This window comes from Pseudomonas sp. S12(2018) (genome assembly GCF_024355235.1).
GTDB classification, from domain to species: domain Bacteria; phylum Pseudomonadota; class Gammaproteobacteria; order Pseudomonadales; family Pseudomonadaceae; genus Aquipseudomonas; species Aquipseudomonas palmensis.
Genome location: NZ_QLAD01000001.1, coordinates 338,368 through 356,498, shown reverse-complemented (window position 1 = coordinate 356,498; position 18,131 = coordinate 338,368). Strand labels below are relative to the sequence as shown.

Sequence of the window (18,131 nt, the reverse complement as noted above, 5' to 3'; positions counted from 1 at the left end):
GATCACCTCACACCAGCAGCCGGCTCGACGCCACCAGCACCACCGCAATACCCAGCAGCAGGTTGATCCCCACCAGGCGCCGAATGCGCCCGAGCACTGCGGCCCCGGCGGGCCAGTCCTGCGCCTTCACCGCCTTGCGCAACTCTGGCAGCAGCAGCGCCTGGATTCTCAGAAACAGCGCAAACATCGCAATCCCTGCGCCAATCATCACCTGCACATAGCGTGGCGCAGTCTCGAACCCCGAGAAGCGCATGTGCATCATGCCCACGCCGGTGATCGCCAGCACCGCGACCGCCACCCAGACCCACACGAAAAAACGTTGAAACACTTCTACCCACAGCGTCAGCCGTGAAGGGCCGTCAAGCGCGGCCACCATGGCCGGGCGCAGGATCAGCCAGGCGAAGAACATGCCGCCCACCCAGATCAGGGCGGCCAGCAAATGCAGGCTGTAGGGGATGGCAAAGGCGGTCATCGGGAACTCCATTCGGCGCAAGGGGCAATAGCGGGGTATGATAGCGACCCATTCGAAACACTGAAAATTTATCCAGCCCTCCGGGCGCCCCGACACCATGATCAGCAACGAACTCAAATCCCAGATTCAGGGCGCCTATTCGCGTTTTCTCGAAGCCAAGAGCCTCAAGCCCCGCTACGGCCAGCGTCTGATGATCGCCGAAGTGGCCAAGGTGCTGGGCGACATCGCCGTGGACGACGAAGGCCGCCGCAGCGGCGAGCCCGCCGTGGTCGCGGTCGAGGCCGGCACCGGTACCGGCAAGACGGTGGCCTACAGCCTGGCCTCGATTCCCGCGGCCAAGGCTGCTGGCAAGCGCCTGGTGATCGCCACCGCCACCGTGGCTCTGCAGGAACAGATCGTGTTCAAGGACCTGCCGGACCTGATGCGCAACAGCGGCCTGAACTTCAGCTTCGCCCTGGCCAAGGGGCGTGGGCGCTATCTGTGCCTGTCCAAGCTCGACCTGCTGCTGCAGGAAGGCCACGCCCAGACCGCCACCGCGCAGCTGTTCGAGGAGGAGGGCTTTCGCATCGAGGTGGACGAGGCCAGTCAGAAGCTGTTCACCAGCATGATCGAGAAGCTGGCCGGCAACAAATGGGACGGCGACCGCGACAGCTGGCCACAGGCCCTGGAAGACCAGGACTGGTCGCGCCTGACCACCGACCACAGCCAGTGCACCGGCCGCCACTGCCCCAACTTCGGGCAGTGCACCTTCTACAAGGCCCGCGAGGGCATGGGCAAGGTCGACGTGATCGTCACCAACCACGACATGGTGCTGGCCGACCTGGCCCTGGGCGGCGGCGCCGTGCTGCCCGACCCGCGCGACACCATCTACGTGTTCGACGAAGGCCATCACCTGCCCGACAAGGCCATCGGCCATTTTGCCCATTACACCCGCCTGCGCTCGACCGCCGACTGGCTCGAGCAGACCGCCAAGAACCTGGCCAAGCTGCTGGCGCAGAACCCGCTGCCGGGCGACCTGGGCAAGTACATCGAGCAGGTGCCGGAACTGGCCCGCGAGATCAAGGCCCAGCAGCAGTTCATGTTCAGCGCCTGCGAGCAGGTGGCGGAGTTTCGCCCCGGCGAAGACATGGAAGGCCGCGAACGCCCGCGCTATCGCTTCGTCGGCGGCGTGGTGCCCGAGCACATGCGCGAGATGGGCATCGAACTGAAAAAGGGCTTTTCGCGTCTGACCGACCTGTTCACCCGACTCACCGACCTGCTCAAGGAAGGCATGGACGCCGAAGTCAGCATCGGCATCCCCAGCCACCAGGCCGAGGAGTGGTACCCGTTGTTCGGCAGCCTGCAGACCCGTGCCCAGGGCAATTGGGAGCTGTGGACCGCCTTTACCGCCGAAGACCCGGAAGACAGCCCGCCGATGGCGCGCTGGCTGACCCTGGCCGAAAGCGGTGCGCTGTTCGATATCGAGGTCAACGCCAGCCCGATCCTGGCGGCCGAGATGCTGCGCCGCAACCTGTGGAACGTCGCCCATGGCGCCCTGGTGACCTCGGCCACCCTGACCGCGCTGGGCAAGTTCGATCGCTTTCGCATGCGCGCCGGGCTGCCCAAGCTGGCCGTCACGGCGGTGGTGCCCAGCCCGTTCCACCACGTGGATGCGGGCGTGCTGCGCGTGCCGGACCTGCGCGCCGACCCGCGCGATGCTCCGGCGCATACCGCCGCGATCATCCGCGACCTGCCCGAGCTGGTGGAAGGCTCGCGTGGCTCGCTGGTGCTGTTCTCGTCGCGCAAGCAGATGCAGGACGTGTTCGACGGCCTGGATCGCGACTGGCGCAAGCAGGTGTTCATCCAGGGCAACCTGTCCAAGCAGGAAACCCTCAACAAGCACAAGGCGCGCGTCGACGGCGGTGACTCCAGCGTGCTGTTCGGCCTGGCCAGCTTTGCCGAAGGGGTCGACCTGCCGGGTGCGTATTGCGAGCACGTGGTCATTGCCAAGATTCCCTTCGCGGTGCCGGACGACCCGGTCGAGGCGGCCCTGGCCGAGTGGATCGAGGCCCGTGGCGGCAACCCGTTCATGGAGATCGCCGTGCCGGATGCCTCGCTGCGCCTGATCCAGGCCTGCGGGCGCCTGCTGCGTACCGAACAGGACCGCGGCACCATCACCCTGCTTGACCGGCGCGTGGTCACCCAGCGCTACGGCAAGGCTATCCTCAATGCGCTGCCGCCGTTTCGCCGGGAAATTTCCTGAGCGGCACAGCGCTTTGCAGTGCCCCGTTGTCTATTGCACAGATCAAGGCCCGCAAGGGCCATCAAGGAGAACTCCAGCCCTATGTTGCGCCGTACCCTGCCTGCCGTGATTGCACTGTTGTTCAGCTCGCCGCTGCTGGCCGGGCAACAGACGCTGTTCAACTTCGTTCGCCCGGCCGCGGTGGTCAATGTGGTGACCGAAGATGCCAGCCTGCCGCAGTACAACGCGGAGCAGACAGCCGAGGGCGAGGTACTGCGGCGCGTGGTGTTCAACCCCGTGGAGCGCCCGAGCCTGCGCCTTAGCCCGCAGACCGGGGTGTGGGACTGGACGGGCGCTACCGCGCTGACCTTGCGCATGCAGAGCGCCATGGACTGGGCGCTGAGCGTCGACGTGACGGTGCTCAGCAGCGACGGCAGCACCCTCACCAGCCGCATCGACCTGCCGGCCGGCCCGGCACAGACCGTGATGGTACCGCTGACCGCCAGCTCGCCGCTGACCCAGGGCATGCGTGTCGGCCCGCCGATGCCGTTCCGTCATCAGGGCCAGCGGGTGCTGCTGACCAGCAGCGAGGGCAAGGCCGACCTCAAGCAGGTGGTATCGGTCACGCTGTCGATGCCCAGGCCCAAGGTGGCGCAGAGCCTGCTGATCGAGCGCTTTGGCGTGCAGGACGACGACGTGCTGCAAAAGGCCGCCTATGCCGGCCTCATCGACGGTTATGGGCAGTCCACCCGTGGTCGCTGGCCCGAAAAGATCAGCAGTGACGACCAGCTCAAGGCGGCTGCCCAGCGCGAGCAGCAGCAGCTCAAGGGCTGGCTGGACGAGCGCAGCAAGCTCAAGCTGGACACGTTCGGCGGCCTGCTTGGCGCTGAGGCATTCGAGGCCAAGGGGTTCTTTCGCACCGAAAAGCGTGAGGGTCGCTGGTTTCTGGTCACGCCGCTGGGGCATCCGTTCTACTCGCTGGGGGTCAATGCCGTGGCGGCCGATGGCGGGCGCACCTACGTGGAAGGGCGCGAGTCGATGTTCACCGCCTTGCCCGAGGCGCAGACCCCGCTGGCGCAGTACTACGGCCAGGGCGACAACCTGGACGGCAACGGTTCTTCCCAGGGGCGCGGTTTCGGCAAGGGGCGCTGGTTCGACTTCTACGCCGCCAACCTGGGCCGTGGCCACGCCACGCTGACGTTCGACCAGGCGCGCTGGCAGGGCCAGAGCCTGGATCGCCTGCAGGCCTGGGGTTTCAACACCCTGGGCAACTGGAGCGACAACGGCCTGCAGAGCCAACGCCTGGCCTACACCCTGCCGTTGTCCATCGGCGGCGACTACACCAGCATCAGCACGGGGGTGGACTGGTGGGGTGCGATGCCCGACCCGTTCGACCCGCGCTTTGCCATGGCCACCGAACGTGCTGTGGCGATTGCCGCGCGCGACCATCGCGACGATCCGTGGCTGATTGGCTATTTTGCCGACAACGAGCTGGCCTGGGCGGTGCCGGGTAATGAACCGAAGCAGCGTTATGCGCTGGCCTACGGCACCTTGCGCCTGACCACCGACTCGCCGGCCAAGCGTGCCTTTCTCAAGCAGCTGCGCGACAAGTACCGCAACCAGGAAGGCCTGTCCAAGGCGTGGGGCATCGAACTGACGGCATGGGAACTGATGGAGGACCCGGGTTTCGAGCCGCCGCTGCCCGACCCCGCGCACCCGGAAATCGAGGCCGACTTCAAGTATTTCCAGCGGGTGTTTGCCGAGACCTACTTCAAGACCATCTCCGACTCGCTGAAATGGCATGCGCCCAATCACCTGCTGCTGGGTGGGCGGTTTGCGGTCAGTACGCCTGAAGCGGTGGCGGCGTGTGCCAAGTACTGTGATGTGGTGAGCTTCAATGTGTATGCACCCACGCCGCAGGATGGCTACGACTTTGCCCAGCTCAATGCGCTGGACAAGCCGGTGCTGGTGTCGGAGTTCCAGTTTGGCTCGCGTGATCGTGGGCCGTTCGGGCCGGGGCCGATGGAAGTGGCGCGTGAGGAGGACCGTGGGCCGGCCTATGCGAACTTCGTCAAGGCGGCCTTGAAGGAGCCTTCGATTGTGGGAGTGCACTGGTTCCAGTACCTGGATCAGCCGGCCAGCGGGCGTTTGCTCGATGGCGAGAATGGGCATTTCGGCTTGGTGGGGATTACCGACGTGCCGTTTCAGGGGTTTGTGGAGAGTGTGCGCAAGAGCAATCTTGGGGTGGTGGAGCAACTGAACAAGCCGCTGGTGATGCCGGCACGGTAGGCGCCTGAGAGCGCAAGGGGACCGCCTGGCTTTGCGGTGTTCCCAAAAACCTCCAGTGCTGGAACAATGCCAGCCATTTTGTGGCGCAGTACGGCGGGGTAATTACGGGTGCAGATTCAAGGTCATTACGAACTCCAGTTCGAGGCGGTACGCGAAGCCTTCGCAGCACTTTTCGATGATCCCCAGGAACGCGGCGCCGCACTGTGCATCCAGGTCGGTGGCGAAACGGTCCTCGACCTGTGGGCCGGCACCGCCGACAAGGACGGCCAGCAAGCCTGGCACAGCGATACCATCGCCAACCTGTTCTCCTGCACAAAAACCTTCACCGCCGTCACCGCCCTGCAACTGGTGGCCGAAGGCAAGCTGGCGCTGGATGCACCGGTCGCTCGCTACTGGCCAGAATTTGCCCAGGCCGGCAAGAGCTCGGTAACCCTGCGCCAACTGCTGTGCCACCAGGCCGGCCTGCCGGCGATCCGCCAGTTGCTGCCCGCCGAAGCCCTGTACGACTGGCAGACCATGGTCGACACCCTGGCCGCCGAAGCCCCCTGGTGGACCCCCGGCACCGCCCACGGCTACGCCGCGATCACCTACGGCTGGCTGCTGGGCGAGCTGATTCGCCGCGCCGACGGCCGCGGCCCGGGCGAGTCGATCGTGGCGCGCACCGCCAGGCCCCTGGGGCTGGATTTCCATGTGGGACTGGACGATGAAGAGTTCTACCGTGTCGCGCACATCGCCCGGGGCAAAGGCAACCCGGGTGACGAGGCAGCCAAGCGGCTGCTGCAGGTGACGATGCGTGAGCCCGAGGCGTTGTCCACCCGCGCCTTCACCAACCCGCCAGCCATCCTGACCAGTACCAACAAGCCTGAGTGGCGACGCATGCAGCAACCGGCGGCCAACGGCCACGGCAACGCACGCAGCCTGGCCGGGTTCTATGCCGGGCTGCTGGACGGCAGCCTGCTGGAATCGGAACTGCTCGACGAACTGACCCGCGAACACAGCCTGGGCCAGGACATGACCCTGCTGACCCAGACCCGCTTCGGCCTGGGCTGCATGCTTGATCAGCCACAGGTGCCCAACGCCACGTTCGGGCTGGGCGCCAAGGCTTTCGGACACCCGGGGGCCGGCGGCTCGGTCGGTTTTGCCGATCCGGAACACGACGTGGCCTTTGGCTTTGTCACCAATACCCTGGGCCCGTATGTCCTGATGGACCCGCGGGCACAGAAACTGGTTCGGGTGCTGGCCGGCTGCCTTTGATCGGGTAAGTCCCTGCAACCGGAACCCATTGTCTATTCTGGATTCCAACAGCCTGCGCTGTCGGGTCAAATTTCTTTCATTTTCATGGTGTATCGCTGATGTCTTCACATAAAACCTTAGCTCTCGCCCTGTGCCTGGCCGTGACCGGTTGCGCACAGCACCCTCAGAACGGCTCGGCCGATGGCGGCCATGGCTGGTGGCCCTTCGGCTCCGACAAGGTGGCCGAAAAGGACGTGAAGGATGTGGTCACCGAGAAGGTCGCCCAGGCTGATGCCAAGTCCGAAAGCAGCAGCCGCTGGTGGTGGCCGTTCGGAAACAGCGACAAGGCCCAGAGCCAGGCCCAGGCGGTACCCAAGATCGACGTCAAGGCCACCCAGGCCTGGCTCGACGACTACGAGCCCAAGCTGCGCGAAGCGATCAAGGACAGCAAGTTCGAGCTCGAGCGCCGCGAAGACGTGCTGGTGGTGACCGTGCCGGTCGACTCTTCGTACAACCCTGACCGCCCCGCCATGCTGTTGCCGGCCACCCTCGGCCCGATCACGCGCGTGGCCAAGGTGATCGAGACCGACTCCAAGACCGCCGTGCTGGTACTCGGCCATGCCGACAGCAGCGGCGCAGCTGCTGCAAACCAGAAGCTGAGCCAGGAGCGCGCCCAGTCGGTATCGGCGATTTTCCGCCTCAGCGGCCTGCAGCGTGATCGCCTGATGCTGCGTGGCATGGGGTCGGTGGCGCCGCGCGCCGCCAACGACAGTGTGCAGGGCCGCGCCCTGAACCGCCGCGTCGAGCTGCTGTTGACGCCACAGAACACCATGCTGGCGCTGGTGGCCAAGTACCAGCAGCCGACCCCTAGCCCGGCCGAACTGGTTGCCGTGCAGGACGTCAAGGCGCCGGTCAAGGCCGCTGCCAAGCCCGCCACCAAACCAGCGGCGAAAGCCACTGCGAAAAAAGCCCCGGCCGCCAAGCCAGTGGCCAAGAAGAAGCCGGCTGCAGCCGCTGCCAAGCCGGCCGCCAAGAAAGCCGCCCCGGCCGCGAAGAAAGTCGTTGCCAGCAGCACCAGCCCTGCGAAGACCAACTGATCGTCAAGGAAACGCAGCATGACCCAGACCCTGGCCGATATGCGCCGCGACTACACTCGCGACGGCCTGACCGAAACCCAGGCGCCGGCAGAGCCGTTCGCGTTGTTTCACCAATGGTTCGAGGATGCCGTCAAGACCGAGCAGCCGCCCGTCGAAGCCAACGCCATGACGTTGGCAACGGTGGACGGCGAGGGGCGTCCGCATTGCCGTATCCTGCTGCTCAAGGGGCTGGATGAGCAGGGCTTCACCTTCTTCACCAACTACGAAAGTGCCAAGGGCCATCACCTGCGCGCCAACCCGTTCGCCGCCATGACCTTCTTCTGGCCCACCCTGGAACGCCAGGTGCGCATCGAAGGCAAGGTGGTGAAGGTCACGGCGCAGGAATCCGATGCGTATTACCAGGTACGCCCGCTGGGTAGCCGCCTGGGCGCCTGGGCATCGCCGCAGAGCCGGGTGATCGCCAACCGTGAAGAGCTGCAGGATCTGGTCAAGACCACCGAGCAGCGCTTCAGCGATACCCAGCCACACTGCCCCGAGCACTGGGGTGGCTACCGCCTGCTGCCGGAACGCATCGAGTTCTGGCAGGGCCGCCCGAGCCGCCTGCATGATCGTCTCAACTACCGGCTCAAACAGGGGCTGTGGCTGCGCGAGCGCCTGGCCCCTTAACCGGCGCGGTATTCGGCGGCCGCGCGTTCCAGCCAGGCCGCCAATTCCTTGCGTTTGACCTTTTGCGCCCTGGCGCTGTCCAGACGTTGTAGCATGAAGACGCGTTTGTGCTCGTCGTCCCCGGCCAGCGACAGGGCCAGGTCGCGGTCCATCCAGCGCTTGATGCGTACATACAGCCACCCGTGAAAATACAGACCCGCCAGGGTGGTTACGGCGATGATGAAGTAATCCATGTCTATCCTTGCCTGTTGAGTGTTGGGGTCATGGCGGGGATCAAGTGCCTGTACCGACGCTGAATGGAAGCAATTTTATACACCGTGTGTCGTGACAGTGGTCAACGCGCGGAGTCTAATGACTACCTGTCTTCTGGAGATGATCCTATGCGTAAATCAGTTTTGTTGGTGGCGTCGTTCACCACGATGTCGCTGCTGCTTGGCGGCTGTACCTCCAACCTGACCGGCGATTCCTATTCCCGCGATGAAGCCCGTCGCGTGCAGCAAGTGCGCATGGGTACCATCGAATCGCTGCGTCCGGTCAAGATCGAAGGCACCAAGACCCCGATCGGCGGCGGCGCCGGTGCCATCGTGGGTGGCGTGGCCGGCAGCGCGGTAGGCGGCGGTCGTGGCAGTATCGTCGCGGCAGTCATCGGTGCGGTAGCCGGCGGCCTGGCAGGTTCTGCAGCCGAGGAAGGCCTGACCCGCACCCAGGGTGTGGAAATCACCGTGCGTGAAGACGATGGCAGCATGCGCGCCTATGTCCAGCAGGTTCAGCAGAACGAAATCTTCCGGGTGGGCGAGCGCGTTCGCATCATGACCGTGGATGGCACCAGCCGGGTTTCTCACTGAACCTTGTCCTGCAGCCCTCTGGCTATGCGGGCGTGCAAACAAAACCCCGACTCGGCACCGCCGGTCGGGGTTTTTCATTGCCGGTTCGGCATCAACTGCCGACGGCCTTGCGGCTGGCCATGGCGGTTACCGCGTAGCCGATCACCGCTGCCAGGATGGAACCGGTGAGAATGCCCATGCGGTCCATGCCGGCGTACTCGCTGCTGCCCGGCACGAAGGCCAGCGAGCCGACGAACAGGCTCATGGTGAAGCCGATGCCGCACAGGATCGCCACCCCCAGCACCTGGCCCCAGTTGGCGCCACTGGGCAGGGCGGCCAGGCCCAGCTTGATCGCCAGCCACGTCAGGCCGAACACCCCGACGGTCTTGCCCAGCAGCAGGCCGACCGCGATGCCCATCGGCACATGGTGGGTAAAGCTCTCGGCGGTGACGCCGGCCAGCGACACGCCGGCATTGGCGAAGGCGAACAGAGGCAGGATACCGAACGCCACCCAGGGGTGAAGGGCGTGCTCCAGCGCCAGCAGGGGCGACGGCTCGGCGTTGCGAGTGCGCAGCGGGATGGTCAGCGCCAGGGTGACACCGGCCAGCGTGGCATGCACGCCGCTCTTGAGTACGCACACCCACAGGATCAACCCGATCACCATGTACGGCCCCAGCTTGACCACCCCCATCCGGTTCATCGCCACCAGCGCTACCAGGCAGGCGGCGGCCAGCATCAGCGACAGGCTGGACAGGGCGCCGGAGTAGAACAGGGCGATGACGATGATCGCGCCCAGGTCGTCGATGATCGCCAGGGTCATCAGGAAAAGCTTGAGCGACACCGGTACACGCTTGCCGAGCAGGGCCAGCACGCCGAGGGCGAAGGCGATATCGGTGGCGGTGGGGATCGCCCAGCCGGCCACGGCGGCGGGGTTGTCCTTGTTGAGGAAGTAGTAGATCAGTGCCGGCACTACCATGCCGCCGATGGCGGCTGCGCCGGGCAGCACGATCTGCGAGGGCCTGGACAGGTGGCCGTCGATGATCTCGCGCTTGACCTCCAGGCCGATGAGCAGAAAGAACAGTGCCATCAGGCCGTCGTTGATCCACAGCAGCAGGGGCTTGGCGATTTGCAGCGCGCCCACCTGGGCCACCACGGGCACGTCGAGCAGGCCGTTGTAGAGGTAGGAGAGGGGGGAGTTGTTGATGATCAGCGCAAGGACAGCCGCGGCAATCAGCAGCAGGCCGCTGGCTGATTCGAGCTGGAAGAAACGCGTGAATGTGCTGCGTAGAGGCAAGGGTGCTCCTCCATCCTGAAATTCGAAGAGGAACACCCTACCCTGTGGGGATATGCTTTAGAACAAAAACTATATTCTTTTTTGTTATATGCTATTGCGGCTTTTCCGCCGGCAAGGCCAACCCCTGCAGGGGCCGATCTTGCCGGCGAAACGGCCCGCAAGCCCTACCTCACGCTTCCAGGTCCAGCCCCAGCATGCTGCGCGCCACTGCCTCGGCCACACGAATTCCGTCCACGCCCGCCGACAGAATCCCGCCTGCATACCCAGCCCCCTCACCGGCGGGGAACAGCCCCTTCAGGTTCAGGCTCTGCAAGCTGGCATCGCGGGTGATGCGCAGCGGCGAGGAGGTACGCGTCTCGATGCCGGTCAACACCGCATCGGGCAGGTTGTAACCCTTGATCTGCCGGTCGAACGCCGGCAGTGCCTCACGGATCGCCTCGATGGCGAAGGCCGGCAGGCTCAGCGCCAGGTCGCCCAGGCTCACGCCCGGCTTGTACGAGGGTTCCACGCTGCCCAGGGCGGTGGATGGCTTGCCGGCGACAAAGTCGCCCACCAGTTGCGCCGGTGCCTGGTAGTTGCTGCCACCCAGCTCATAGGCCAGGCTCTCCAGACGTTCCTGCAGTTCGATGCCGGCCAGCGGGCCGCCCGGGTAGTCCTGCTCGGGGGTGATGCCGACCACGATGCCAGAGTTGGCATTGCGCTCGTTGCGCGAGTACTGGCTCATGCCGTTGGTCACCACGCGGCCCGGTTCGCTGGTGGCAGCTACCACCGTGCCGCCCGGGCACATGCAGAAGCTGTATACCGAACGTCCGTTCTTGGCGTGGTACACCAGCTTGTAGTCGGCCGCGCCGAGTTTCGGGTGGCCGGCATACTTGCCCAGGCGGGCCTTGTCGATCAGGGTCTGCGGGTGCTCGATGCGAAAGCCGATGGAGAACGGCTTGGCTTCCATGAACACGCCCCGCGCATGCAGCATGCGGAAAGTGTCGCGGGCGCTGTGCCCCAGGGCCAGGATCACGTGGCGCGAATGCAGCTGTTCGCCACTTTCGAGTACCACGCCGGTCAGTTGCTCGCCCTCGCTGATCAGGTCGGTGACCTTCTGCTCGAAACGCACCTCGCCGCCCATGGCTTCGATCTGCTGGCGCATGTTCTCGACCATGCCGGTCAGGCGGAAGGTACCGATGTGCGGTTTGTTGACGTACAGGATCTCGTCCGGCGCACCGGCCTTGACGAACTCGTGCAGCACCTTGCGGCCGTGATGCTTCGGGTCCTTGATCTGGCTGTACAGCTTGCCGTCGGAGAAGGTGCCGGCACCGCCTTCGCCAAACTGCACGTTGGACTCGGGGTTGAGTACGCTCTTGCGCCACAGGCCCCAGGTGTCCTTGGTGCGTTGGCGCACCTCCTTGCCGCGTTCGAGGATGATCGGCTTGAAGCCCATCTGTGCCAGCAGCAGGCCGGCGAAGATCCCGCACGGGCCGAAGCCGACCACGATCGGGCGTTCGGCAAGCTCGGCCGGTGCCTGGCCGACCGGCTTGTAGCTGACGTCCGGGGCCGGGGTGATGTTGTGATCGTCGGCGAACTTCTGCAGCAGCTCAGCTTCGTTGCTGGCTGTCAGGTCGATGGTGTAGATGAACAGCAGTTCGGTGTTCTTCTTGCGCGCATCGTAGCTGCGCTTGAACAGCGTGAAGTCCAGCAGCTGGTCGTCGCTGATCCCCAGGCGCTGCACGATGGCTTCGCGCAGGGCTTCGTCCGGGTGATCCAGCGGCAACTTCAGTTCAGTGATTCGTAGCATGACAGGGTCCAGTATCCCGGCCATCAAGGGCCGGCGGCTTTGCACAAACCGCCAAGTATAAGCTGTTCGCAGGCGCTTAAGGCAGCTTAAACGCGTGCGGCCGGTCAGTCGTTGCGCGAGCCGCCGTAGTAGCCGCAGCCACGCAGGGTCTGGCCATCGATGCGCAGTTCGGCGCTCAGGTGGCTGACCGCGCCGGTGGCGATGTCCACGCAGCGCTGCGGGGCGACCCACAGGTCGATGCGCTGGCCATTGGCTTCGGTGCTCAGTGACAGGCGCCCGTCGGGCATCTGTTCTTCCAGGTACGGCACCGCCAACGAGGGCTGGCCTGGGCGGTCGAGCACCATGCCCTGGCCGCTGGCCTTGATGTTCCAGTCTGGCTCATGGCCGCTGGCGCGCAGGATCAGGCGCTTGAAGTTCGGGTCGCTGCAGGCGCTGGAGGAGTGCTCGACGCGGTACAGCTGTTGCACGTCGAGCTGGCCATCGTTGCCGGCCTGCTGGCTGCCGGCCAGCTTGCCGCGCACGTCGGCGAACAGGGTGCCGGGGGTTGCCGCCAGTGCCGAAGCTTCCTGCAGCAGGCCGGTGTTGCCGGTGTCGCGGACCACGAAGCGGCGGCTCTCCTCGCACGGCTTGAACAGCAACTGGCCGCCAGCGGCGGACAGCTCGCCCTGCAGGCGAGTCATGCCGACGGTGGACACCGTCTCGGGTTTGTCTGCCAGCATCTGGCAACCGGCGAACAGGGGCAGCAGGGCGGCTAACAGCAGCGAAGGGGCGGCACGCATCGGGGGGCTCCAGCATCGGGTCCAGAAAAGTGCCGTCACGTTACGCAGCCTGGGGCGCAATCACAAGGCCCTAGCCCACGTGATAGGTCTGCCCAGTCTGCAGCCCCTCCACGCTCTTGGCGTAGGCCAGCGCCACGTCGGCCGCCGGTACCGGCTTGAAGCCGCGAAAGTAGGGGGCATAGTCGGGCATGGCCTCGAGCAGCACGGTCGGACTGATGGCGTTGACCCGCAGCCCGCGTGGCAGCTCGATGGCGGCGGCGCGCACGAAGGCGTCGATGGCACCGTTGACCAGGCTGGCCGAGGTGCCAGTACGGATCGGGTCGTGGCTGGTGACGCCGGTGGTGAAGGTGAACGAGCCGCCGTCATTGATGAACTCGCGACCGATCAGCAGCAGGTTGACCTGGCCCATCAGCTTGTCGTTCAGGCCCAGGGCAAACCCCTGTTCGTCCAGTTCGTCCAGGGGCGCGAACACCACGTTGCCGGCGGCGCACACCAGGGCATCGAAGCGCCCGGTCTGCTCGAACAGGCGGCGAATCGAGGCACTGTCGCTGATATCGGCCTGCAGGTCGCCGCTGTTGCGACCGACCCGGATCACCTCGTGGCGCTGTTCCAGTTCACGGGCCACGGCCGAACCGATGGTACCGCCGGCGCCGATCAGAATGATTTTCATGGGGCTGTTCCTCGCGTGTGGGGTGAGGTTTCAGTCTAGGGTGGATTTTTGCGTGAATAAGCCTGCTAATAGGCAACCTTTGGTTTTCATGCGGAAACAATCCATGAGCGAGCTGGACGATCTGGCGGCCTTTGCGGTGTTGATGGATGCGGGCAGTTTTACCCTGGCCGCGGAGCAGCTGGGCTGGAGCAAGGGGCAGTTGTCCAAGCGCATCAGCCAGCTGGAGAGCAGCCATTCGGTCAAGCTGCTGCACCGCACCACGCGGCGCCTGAGCCTGACTGCCGCGGGCGCAGCGCTGCTGCCCCAGGCCCAGGCGCTGGTGCGCCAGGTGACCCAGGCGCGCCAGGCGCTGTCGCGGCTCAAGGATGACCTGTCGGGCCCGGTGCGGGTGACGGTGCCGGTGTCGCTGGGTGAAACCTTCTTCGAAGGCCTGCTGCTGGAGCTGGGCAACCAGTACCCGCAGTTGCAGATCGAACTGGAACTGGACAATGCCTACCGCGACCTGCTGCGCGACGGCTTCGACCTGGCCATCCGACAGATCCCGGGCAATGACGAGCGCCTGGTGGCGCGGCCGCTGCTGGCCATGCAGGAGCTGACCTGCGCCAGCCCGGCATACCTGGAGCGCCACGGCACGCCGACCACGCCGCAGGCGCTGGCCGAGCATCGCTGCCTGCTCAACAGTCATTACAGCGGACGCGAGGAATGGCTGTACCACCAGCAGCATGAATTGCTGCGGGTGCAGGTGGCGGGGAATTTTGCCAGCAATCACTACAGCCTGTTGAAGAAGGCGGTGCTGGTGGGGGCGGGGGTGGCGCGGCTGCCGTCCTACATGTTGCATGCCGAGCTGGCGGACGGACGCTTGTGCTGGTTGCTGCGCGATTACCAGACACGCAGTACGCCGTTGTTCCTGGTGCACCCGTATCAGGGCGGGATGCCCAAACGCGTGCAGGTGGTGGCCGATTACCTGGTGCGCTGGTTCAAGCGTGGCAGCCAGGCGCTGGGTGCGTTGCCGGTACCGGCCCCTTCACCGACAACGCCGGCTTCTGCACTGTAGGAGCCGGCGTTGCCGGCGAAGGGGCCGTCTGGTTCAGCCCCCCAGGTACGCGTCGCGTACTTTCGGGTCGGTCAGCAGCGCTTCACCGGTGCCCTGCATCACCACCCGGCCGTTCTCCAGCACATAGGCACGGTCGGCGATCTTCAGGGCCTGGTTGGCGTTCTGCTCCACCAGGAACACCGTTACACCATCCTTGCGCAGCTGTTCGATGATGTCGAAGATCTGCTGGATGATGATCGGCGCCAGCCCCAGTGACGGTTCGTCGAGCAGCAACAGCTTGGGCTTGCTCATCAGCGCACGGCCGATGGCGAGCATCTGCTGCTCGCCCCCGGACATGGTGCCGCCACGCTGGCTGAAGCGCTCCTTGAGCCGCGGGAACAGGTGCAGCACCTTGTCCATCTGCTCTTGGTAGTCGCCCTTGTCGGTGAAGAACCCGCCCATGGCCAGGTTCTCCTCCACGGTCAGGCGTGCGAACACGCGCCGACCCTCGGGCACCACGGCAATGCTCTTGCGCATGATCTGCGCCGAACTGTGCCCCACCAGCTCCTCGCCCATGTAGCGGATGCTGCCGCTGTGGGCCTGGGGCGACCCGCACAGGGTCATCAGCAGGGTCGACTTGCCCGCGCCGTTGGCGCCGATCAGGGTGACGATCTCGCCCTGGCGAATCTCCACGTTGACGCTGTGCAGCGCCTGGATCTTGCCGTAGAAGGTGGAAACGTTTTCGAACTGCAGCATTTACGCTTCCCCCAGGTAGGCTTTGATCACTTCAGGGTTGTCCCGGATCTGTTGCGGGGTGCCATCGGCCAGCGGCGTGCCCTGGTTGATCACCACGATATGGTCGGAAATGCTCATGACCAGCTTCATGTCGTGCTCGATCAGCAGCACGGTCACCCCGTGTTCCTCACGCAAGGTGCCGATCAGCGCCTTGAGGTCTTCGGTCTCTTTCGGGTTCAGGCCTGCCGCCGGCTCGTCGAGCATGAGGATCCGCGGGCGGGTCATCATGCAGCGGGCGATTTCCAGCCGGCGTTGCTGACCATAGGCCAGGGTGCCGGCGTTACGGTTGGCGAACTCGACCAAGTCGACCTTTTCCAGCCAGTACTGCGCGTACTCCATCGCCTCGTGCTCGCTGCGACGAAAGCCCGGGGTCTTGAACAGGCCGGCGAAGAAGTTGGTGTTCAGGTGACGGTGCTGGGCGATCAGCAGGTTTTCCAGTGCGGTCATTTCCTTGAACAGGCGCACGTTCTGGAAGGTACGCACCACGCCCTTGCGGGCGATCTCGTGGCCGGCCAGGCCCTGGATGGGCTGGCCGTCGAGCAGGATGCTGCCGCCACTGGGCTTGTAGAAGCCGGTCAGGCAGTTGAACACGGTGGTCTTGCCGGCGCCGTTGGGGCCGATCAGTGCCACCACTTGTTTTTCCTTGACGGACAGGGCCACGCCGTTGACCGCCAACAGGCCGCCGAAGCGCATGCTCAGGCCGCTCACTTGCAGAATTTCGCGGCTCATCGACGCAGCTCCATGTGTGGACGTTGCATAGGCAGCAGGCCCTGCGGACGCCAGATCATCATCAATACCATCAGGGCACCGAACATCAGCATCCGGTATTCACTGAAGTCGCGCATCAGTTCGGGCAGCAGGATCATCACGATGGCCGCGAGGATCACGCCCAGCTGAGAGCCCATGCCGCCGAGCACGACAATGGCGAGGATGATCGCCGACTCGATGAAGGTGAACGACTCCGGCGTCACCAGGCCCTGGCGCGCGGCGAAGAAGCTGCCGGCAAAACCGGCGAAGCAGGCACCGAGGGTGAAGGCCGAGAGCTTGATGATGGTCGGGTTCAGGCCCAGCGCACGGCAGGCGATCTCGTCTTCGCGCAGCGCTTCCCAGGCGCGCCCGATCGGCATGCGCAGCAGGCGGTTGATCACGAACAGCGCCAGCAGGGCCAGCAGCAATGCCACCAGGTACAGGAAGATCACCTTGTTGATCGAGTTGTATTCCACCCCGAAGAACTCGTGGAAAGTTTGCATGCCTTCAGCCGCCCTGCGCTCGAAGCTCAGGCCGAAGAACGACGGCTTGGGAATGTTGCTGATGCCGTTCGGGCCGCCGGTGAGGTCGGTCAGGTTACGCAGGAACAGCCGGATGATCTCGCCGAAACCCAGGGTCACGATGGCCAGGTAGTCACCGCGCAGGCGCAGCACCGGGAAACCCAGCAGGAAGCCGAACGTGGCCGCCATCATCCCCGCGATCGGCAGGCACACCCAGAAGCTCAGGCCGAAGTAGTGCGACAGCAGCGCATAGCTGTAGGCGCCCACGGCGTAGAAGCCCACGTAGCCCAGGTCGAGCAGGCCCGCCAGGCCGACCACGATGTTCAGGCCAAGGCCCAGCATCACGTAGATCAGGATGAGCGTGGCGATGTCGACCGCACCGCGCGAACCGAAGAACGGCCACACCAGGGCAACCGCGATCAGGCCCAGGATGATGTAGCGCTGGGTACGCGGCAGGGTCAGGAAGTTGCTGACCTTGGGCGATATCAGTGCACCCCGGGGGGCGGACCGCATCATTGCGCTCCATTGCTTGTCGAACAGCACGCGCAGGAACATCAGCACCGAGCACACCACAATCACGCTCAGGGCCAGGGGCCCCTGGCCATGCACCTGCAGGCTGATACCGACGATGCTGAGTTTCAGGCCCAGTACCGGGAATGCCACGGCCCAGACCAGCAAGGCGCTGAAAAACGCCGATTTGAGATTTCTGCTCATACTTTCTCGACCTCCGGACGGCCCAGGATGCCGGTCGGACGGAACAACAACACCAGAACCAGAAGACCGAATGCCACCACGTCCTTGTACTGGTCACCGAAGATATCGGCGCCAAAGGCCTCGGCCACGCCCAGCACCAGCCCGCCGAGCATGGCGCCCGGAATGCTGCCGATGCCGCCCAGCACCGCCGCGGTAAAGGCCTTCAGGCCCACCAGGAAGCCGGCGTTGGGGTTGATCACGCCGTACTGCATGCTCAGCAGTACCGCTGCCACGGCCGCCAGGGCCGCACCGATCACGAAGGTCAGGGCGATGATGTTGTTGGTGTTGATACCCAGCAGGTTGGCCATCTTGATGTCTTCGGCACAGGCGCGACAGGCGCGGCCCAGGCGTGAACGCGAGATGAACAGGGTCAGCCCGGTCATGGCCACCAGGGTGACGACGAAGACCAGGATCTGCATGTAGGAAATCAGGACTTCCTCGGCGCCGCCCGGCCCGAAGGAGATGCTCCCCGGAATCAGGTTGGGGATCGACTTGTCCTTGGAATCCTGGGCAAGCAAGACAGTGTTCTGCAGGAAAATCGACATGCCGATGGCAGAGATCAGCGGGATCAGCCGGTTGCTGTTGCGCAAGGGGCGGTAGGCGACCCGTTCGATGCTGTAGCCATAGGCGCTGGTGACCACGATGGTCGCGATGAACGCGGCGGTCATCAGTATCGGCAGTGAGTCGATGCCCATCATGGCCAGCCCGGCAAGGGCGATGAAGGCCACGTAGGAACCGATCATGTACACCTCGCCGTGGGCGAAGTTGATCATTCCAATGATGCCGTAAACCATTGTGTAGCCAATGGCTATCAAGGCATAGGTGCTGCCAATGGTCAGGCCATTAACCAGCTGTTGGAAGAAGTGATAGATCTCAGGCATTACAGCGCTCCTAAAAACCCGATACGCATTTCACTGGTGGGCTTGCGCCCGTCCCGGCTTGTGGTCT

At 64.8% G+C, this 18,131-nt stretch carries 17 protein-coding genes; 7 read left to right on the top strand and 10 right to left on the bottom strand.

Annotated features, from left to right (window positions below):
• Nucleotides 1-7: 7 nt before the first annotated feature.
• Nucleotides 8-472 (bottom strand): CopD family protein, encoded by a 465-nt coding sequence (locus DN388_RS01740; RefSeq protein WP_043862625.1) that lies wholly within the window; start codon nucleotides 470-472, stop codon nucleotides 8-10.
• A 97-nt stretch (nucleotides 473-569) separates the two neighbouring features.
• Here DN388_RS01740 and dinG point away from each other — a divergent pair, with 97 nt between their 5' ends.
• From dinG to pdxH, 5 genes are all read left to right on the top strand, one after another.
• A complete protein-coding gene (gene dinG, locus DN388_RS01735) occupies nucleotides 570-2,714 on the top strand; it encodes an ATP-dependent DNA helicase DinG (RefSeq protein ID WP_043862624.1) in 2,145 nt (714 codons plus the stop codon).
• An 81-nt stretch (nucleotides 2,715-2,795) separates the two neighbouring features.
• Nucleotides 2,796-4,982 carry a beta-galactosidase gene (locus DN388_RS01730; protein WP_254996553.1) on the top strand — a complete coding sequence of 729 codons (2,187 nt, stop codon included), beginning with the start codon at nucleotides 2,796-2,798 and terminating at the stop codon, nucleotides 4,980-4,982.
• A 108-nt stretch (nucleotides 4,983-5,090) separates the two neighbouring features.
• The gene (locus DN388_RS01725) at nucleotides 5,091-6,236 is read left to right on the top strand and encodes a serine hydrolase domain-containing protein (protein WP_054914730.1); all 1,146 of its coding nucleotides are present in this window, start codon (nucleotides 5,091-5,093) and stop codon (nucleotides 6,234-6,236) included.
• A 98-nt stretch (nucleotides 6,237-6,334) separates the two neighbouring features.
• A complete protein-coding gene (locus tag DN388_RS01720; RefSeq protein ID WP_054914729.1) occupies nucleotides 6,335-7,312 on the top strand; it encodes an OmpA family protein in 978 nt (325 codons plus the stop codon).
• Between the two features lie 18 nt (nucleotides 7,313-7,330).
• Entirely contained in the window at nucleotides 7,331-7,978 is a 648-nt protein-coding gene (pdxH, locus tag DN388_RS01715) for a pyridoxamine 5'-phosphate oxidase (RefSeq protein ID WP_254996552.1), read from the top strand.
• On the opposite strand, the gene DN388_RS01710 is transcribed toward pdxH, so the two are convergent.
• The gene (locus tag DN388_RS01710) at nucleotides 7,975-8,211 is read right to left on the bottom strand and encodes a hypothetical protein (RefSeq protein WP_043862619.1); all 237 of its coding nucleotides are present in this window, start codon (nucleotides 8,209-8,211) and stop codon (nucleotides 7,975-7,977) included. The two genes, pdxH and DN388_RS01710, sit on opposite strands and share 4 nt — an antisense overlap.
• A 147-nt stretch (nucleotides 8,212-8,358) precedes the next feature.
• Between DN388_RS01710 and DN388_RS01705 the strand changes: the two genes are divergently transcribed.
• Nucleotides 8,359-8,823 (top strand): glycine zipper 2TM domain-containing protein, encoded by a 465-nt coding sequence (locus DN388_RS01705; protein ID WP_043862618.1) that lies wholly within the window; start codon nucleotides 8,359-8,361, stop codon nucleotides 8,821-8,823.
• A gap of 91 nt (nucleotides 8,824-8,914) precedes the next feature.
• Here the strand turns inward: DN388_RS01705 and nhaA are convergent, their stop codons facing one another.
• The 4 genes from nhaA to DN388_RS01685 all read right to left on the bottom strand — a co-directional run bounded on the left by nhaA (nucleotide 8,915) and on the right by DN388_RS01685 (nucleotide 13,334).
• Entirely contained in the window at nucleotides 8,915-10,096 is a 1,182-nt protein-coding gene (nhaA, locus tag DN388_RS01700; RefSeq protein ID WP_254996551.1) for a Na+/H+ antiporter NhaA, read from the bottom strand.
• Nucleotides 10,097-10,265: 169 nt separating this feature from the next.
• On the bottom strand, nucleotides 10,266-11,885 hold the full coding sequence (locus DN388_RS01695; protein WP_043862616.1) for an NAD(P)/FAD-dependent oxidoreductase: 1,620 nt from the start codon (nucleotides 11,883-11,885) through the stop codon (nucleotides 10,266-10,268).
• A gap of 104 nt (nucleotides 11,886-11,989) precedes the next feature.
• Nucleotides 11,990-12,664 (bottom strand): COG3650 family protein, encoded by a 675-nt coding sequence (locus DN388_RS01690; RefSeq protein WP_043862615.1) that lies wholly within the window; start codon nucleotides 12,662-12,664, stop codon nucleotides 11,990-11,992.
• Between the two features lie 70 nt (nucleotides 12,665-12,734).
• Nucleotides 12,735-13,334 (bottom strand): short chain dehydrogenase, encoded by a 600-nt coding sequence (locus DN388_RS01685; RefSeq protein ID WP_043862614.1) that lies wholly within the window; start codon nucleotides 13,332-13,334, stop codon nucleotides 12,735-12,737.
• Between the two features lie 103 nt (nucleotides 13,335-13,437).
• Between DN388_RS01685 and DN388_RS01680 the strand changes: the two genes are divergently transcribed.
• Nucleotides 13,438-14,388, top strand: a complete 951-nt coding sequence (locus tag DN388_RS01680; RefSeq protein ID WP_254996550.1) for a LysR family transcriptional regulator — start codon at nucleotides 13,438-13,440, stop codon at nucleotides 14,386-14,388.
• A gap of 33 nt (nucleotides 14,389-14,421) precedes the next feature.
• On the opposite strand, the gene DN388_RS01675 is transcribed toward DN388_RS01680, so the two are convergent.
• From DN388_RS01675 to livH, 4 genes are read right to left on the bottom strand one after another with little or no spacing between them, the layout of a single operon-like run.
• Nucleotides 14,422-15,123, bottom strand: coding sequence for an ABC transporter ATP-binding protein (locus DN388_RS01675; RefSeq protein ID WP_254996549.1), 702 nt, complete (start codon nucleotides 15,121-15,123; stop codon nucleotides 14,422-14,424).
• Nucleotides 15,124-15,891 carry a high-affinity branched-chain amino acid ABC transporter ATP-binding protein LivG gene (livG, locus tag DN388_RS01670; RefSeq protein ID WP_054914726.1) on the bottom strand — a complete coding sequence of 256 codons (768 nt, stop codon included), beginning with the start codon at nucleotides 15,889-15,891 and terminating at the stop codon, nucleotides 15,124-15,126.
• The gene (locus DN388_RS01665) at nucleotides 15,888-17,144 is read right to left on the bottom strand and encodes a high-affinity branched-chain amino acid ABC transporter permease LivM (RefSeq protein ID WP_043862610.1); all 1,257 of its coding nucleotides are present in this window, start codon (nucleotides 17,142-17,144) and stop codon (nucleotides 15,888-15,890) included. Before DN388_RS01665 ends, livG begins: the two co-directional genes overlap by 4 nt.
• Entirely contained in the window at nucleotides 17,141-18,064 is a 924-nt protein-coding gene (gene livH, locus DN388_RS01660) for a high-affinity branched-chain amino acid ABC transporter permease LivH (RefSeq protein ID WP_043862609.1), read from the bottom strand. The genes DN388_RS01665 and livH overlap by 4 nt, the downstream gene beginning before the upstream one ends.
• Nucleotides 18,065-18,131: the final 67 nt, after the last annotated feature.

Bases quoted from the DNA above. Each gene is read 5' to 3' on its own strand.
- DN388_RS01675 (WP_254996549.1), bottom strand. From the start codon at position 15,123: ATGCTGCAGTTCGAAAACGTTTCCACCTTCTACGGCAAGATCCAGGCG.
- DN388_RS01685 (WP_043862614.1), bottom strand. From the start codon at position 13,334: ATGAAAATCATTCTGATCGGCGCCGGCGGTACCATCGGTTCGGCCGTG.
- DN388_RS01740 (WP_043862625.1), bottom strand. From the start codon at position 472: ATGACCGCCTTTGCCATCCCCTACAGCCTGCATTTGCTGGCCGCCCTG.
- DN388_RS01720 (WP_054914729.1), top strand. From the start codon at position 6,335: ATGTCTTCACATAAAACCTTAGCTCTCGCCCTGTGCCTGGCCGTGACC.
- pdxH (WP_254996552.1), top strand. From the start codon at position 7,331: ATGACCCAGACCCTGGCCGATATGCGCCGCGACTACACTCGCGACGGC.
- dinG (WP_043862624.1), top strand. From the start codon at position 570: ATGATCAGCAACGAACTCAAATCCCAGATTCAGGGCGCCTATTCGCGT.
- DN388_RS01680 (WP_254996550.1), top strand. From the start codon at position 13,438: ATGAGCGAGCTGGACGATCTGGCGGCCTTTGCGGTGTTGATGGATGCG.
- DN388_RS01665 (WP_043862610.1), bottom strand. From the start codon at position 17,144: ATGAGCAGAAATCTCAAATCGGCGTTTTTCAGCGCCTTGCTGGTCTGG.
- DN388_RS01710 (WP_043862619.1), bottom strand. From the start codon at position 8,211: ATGGATTACTTCATCATCGCCGTAACCACCCTGGCGGGTCTGTATTTT.
- DN388_RS01705 (WP_043862618.1), top strand. From the start codon at position 8,359: ATGCGTAAATCAGTTTTGTTGGTGGCGTCGTTCACCACGATGTCGCTG.
- livH (WP_043862609.1), bottom strand. From the start codon at position 18,064: ATGCCTGAGATCTATCACTTCTTCCAACAGCTGGTTAATGGCCTGACC.
- DN388_RS01690 (WP_043862615.1), bottom strand. From the start codon at position 12,664: ATGCGTGCCGCCCCTTCGCTGCTGTTAGCCGCCCTGCTGCCCCTGTTC.
- DN388_RS01695 (WP_043862616.1), bottom strand. From the start codon at position 11,885: ATGCTACGAATCACTGAACTGAAGTTGCCGCTGGATCACCCGGACGAA.
- DN388_RS01730 (WP_254996553.1), top strand. From the start codon at position 2,796: ATGTTGCGCCGTACCCTGCCTGCCGTGATTGCACTGTTGTTCAGCTCG.
- livG (WP_054914726.1), bottom strand. From the start codon at position 15,891: ATGAGCCGCGAAATTCTGCAAGTGAGCGGCCTGAGCATGCGCTTCGGC.